Raw genomic sequence first — 519 nt, forward strand, 5'->3', positions numbered from 1 at the left:
CCATTCCAGCGTGCTCAGCCCCGGCAGGCCGCTGGTGTTGCCGGACTTTTTCTGGTTGCCCAGTCCGGCCAGCACCTGCGTCTCGCCGTCCCTCGCGGTCATCACCGTCTCGGCGTTGCGGGTGCTCATGGGATAGACCACGCCGCCGCCCGCCGTCTTGACCTCGCCCTTCAGGTTGCTGACTTCCATGCTGACCTTGACGGACACGTCGTTGCCCAGCGTGACCTGCGGCTCGACCTGCAGGCTCAGGCCGACGTCCTGATAATTCACCGACTCGGTCACCACGCCATTGGCATTGGTGGTGGTCACCACCGGCACCTTCTCGCCGATCTTGATGCTGGCCTTTTCCATGTTGCGCACGCGGATCTTGGGATTGGCGAGCACGCGGGTCTTGCCGCGCTTCTGCAGCAGGTTCAGGGCCATGGACAGCTCATTGCGGCTGGAAACGCCCAGCATGTCGCTGTTCAGGCCAAGGATGTCGCCCACGGTCACCTTGCCGCTCTCGCCCTGAGGCAGGAT

At 64.2% G+C, this 519-nt stretch carries 1 pseudogene; it reads right to left on the minus strand.

The window, feature by feature from the left end:
* Positions 1-519: pseudogene (locus KDH83_RS31380) on the minus strand (secretin); the annotation flags it as partial.

This window comes from Achromobacter sp. Marseille-Q0513, from assembly GCF_018195695.1.
Classification (GTDB): domain Bacteria; phylum Pseudomonadota; class Gammaproteobacteria; order Burkholderiales; family Burkholderiaceae_B; genus Achromobacter.